The organism is uncultured Aquincola sp. (assembly GCF_964001545.1).
Taxonomy (GTDB): domain Bacteria; phylum Pseudomonadota; class Gammaproteobacteria; order Burkholderiales; family Burkholderiaceae_C; genus Aquincola.
Window position 1 is genome coordinate 1 of record NZ_CAXFDV010000218.1, and the last position, 2,014, is coordinate 2,014.

Here is a 2,014-nt window from a genome sequence, read left to right on the forward strand (position 1 = left end):
CGCTTGGCCCAGTAGCTGGCGCCCATGTCTTCGATGCGCACTTCGCCGCCTGGGCGGGGCGCATGGATGAACTTGCCTTCACCCACGTAGATGCCCACGTGCGAGAAGGTGCGGCGCATGGTGTTGAAGAACACCAGGTCGCCGGGCTTGAGTTCGGTGCGGGCCACCTGGAAGAGGCCCGGTTCCTTGGCCTGCTCGTCGGCGCGGCGGGGCAGCACGCGGCCGATGCTCATCTCGAACACCTGGCGGGTGAAGCCGCTGCAGTCGAAGCCTTCCTGCTCGCTGCTGCCGCCGCGGCGGTAGGGCACGCCCAGGAAGTTCATCGCCGACATCACCAGGTCGGAGGTCTTGTCCCGCACCGTCTGCACCATGGTGGCGCTGGAAGCGGGCAGCAGACCGCGCTCGATCAGCAGCGCCGTCACCGGGTCGGACGAGGGCACTGCCGCGGCTGCCGGGGGCAGCGTGGCGGTGGTGTTGGCGTTGGTGTCGGGGGCCGCCTGGCTGGCCGTGGCCACGCAAAAACATGCGGTAGCGCAAAGTTTGGCGAGGCGAAAGGGCACGGAATGGGGGGTGGGCGACGTCACGGGGCGCGACTTTAACACCGGCCTGCACCCGTTCCGCAAGAGAAAAAACAAGGTTTTCAACGACTTATCGCATGCGATGAAAGCTTATATACAGCTTGCGCCGGCCGACCGCGCGGGCGGAGGCTCCCTCTTGTGGGGGGAGCGGCAAGTCAGTGGCATGTCAGCGCCTGTGGCTGAAATCACCACATAACCGAGACAGGAGACAGGCATGAGCGACGACGCACGGCCGCCCGAAGGCGGCGCTCTTCCCTCCCGGAGGGATCCCGCGCAGCGGGAGGGTGCCCCAGGCCCCTATGCCGACTATCACCGCCGCTCGATCCTGGAGCGCGACAGCTTCTGGGCCGACCAGGCCCGGCTGATCGACTGGCAGCAGCCCTTCACCCAGGTGTGCGAGCACAGCCGGCCGCCGCTTGCCAACTGGTTCGTCGGCGGCACCACCAACCTGTGCCACAACGCGGTGGACCGGCACCTGGGCGGCCGCGGTGGGCAGAACGCGCTGGTGTGGGTGTCCACCGAAGTCGACCAGGAACGGCTGATCACCTACGCCGAGCTGCACCAGGAAGTGCAGCGCATGGCCGCCATCCTGCGGGCACAGGGCGTGGCCGCCGGCGACCGGGTGCTGATCTACATGCCGATGATTCCGGAGGCGGTGTTCGCGATGCTGGCCTGCACCCGCATCGGCGCCATCCACTCGGTGGTGTTCGGAGGCTTTGCCAGCGTCAGCCTGGCCAGCCGCATCGACGATGCGCAGCCCAAGCTGGTGGTCAGCGCCGACGGCGGCTCGCGCTCGGGCAAGGCCATCGCGTACAAGCCGCTGCTGGACGAAGCCATCCGCCTGGCCGCGCACCGGCCCGAGAAGGTGCTGATGGTGGACCGCGGCCTGGTGCCCTTCGAGCGGGTGGCCGGCCGCGACCTGGACTATGCGCAGGAGCGCACCCGCCACCTGGAAGCCAAGGTGCCTTGCACCTGGGTCGAGTCCACCCACCCCAGCTACACCCTGTACACCAGCGGCACCACCGGCAAGCCCAAGGGCGTGCAGCGCGACACCGGCGGCTATGCGGTGGCGCTGGCCACCAGCATGCGCGACATCTTCCAGGGCCGGGCGGGCGAAACGCTGTTCTGCACCAGCGACATCGGCTGGGTGGTGGGCCACAGCTACATCGTCTACGGCCCGCTGATCAGCGGCATGACCACCATCCTGTACGAAGGCCTGCCCACGCGGCCCGATGCGTCCATCTGGTGGCAGCTGGTGGAGCGCTTCAAGGTCACCACCATGTTCAGCTCACCCACCGCGGTGCGGGTGCTCAAGAAGTTCGACACCGCCGCCATGAAGCAGCACGACCTGCGCTCGCTGCGCGCGCTGTTCCTGGCCGGTGAGCCGCTGGACGAACCCACCGCCATCTGGATCAGCCAGGCGCTGGGCTGCCCCA

2 protein-coding genes are annotated in these 2,014 nt (G+C 68.2%); one reads left to right on the forward strand and one right to left on the reverse strand.

The genetic code is table 11. From position 1 onward, the window contains the following. Positions 1–461 (reverse strand): C40 family peptidase (locus tag ABNT58_RS07630; RefSeq protein ID WP_348752904.1); only part of this gene is annotated, 461 nt, incomplete at its 3' end. Between the two features lie 331 nt (positions 462–792). On the opposite strand from ABNT58_RS07630, the gene ABNT58_RS07635 reads away from it, so the two are divergent. Then, positions 793–2,014: AMP-binding protein (locus tag ABNT58_RS07635; protein ID WP_348752903.1), on the forward strand; the 1,222-nt coding region annotated here is incomplete at its 3' end.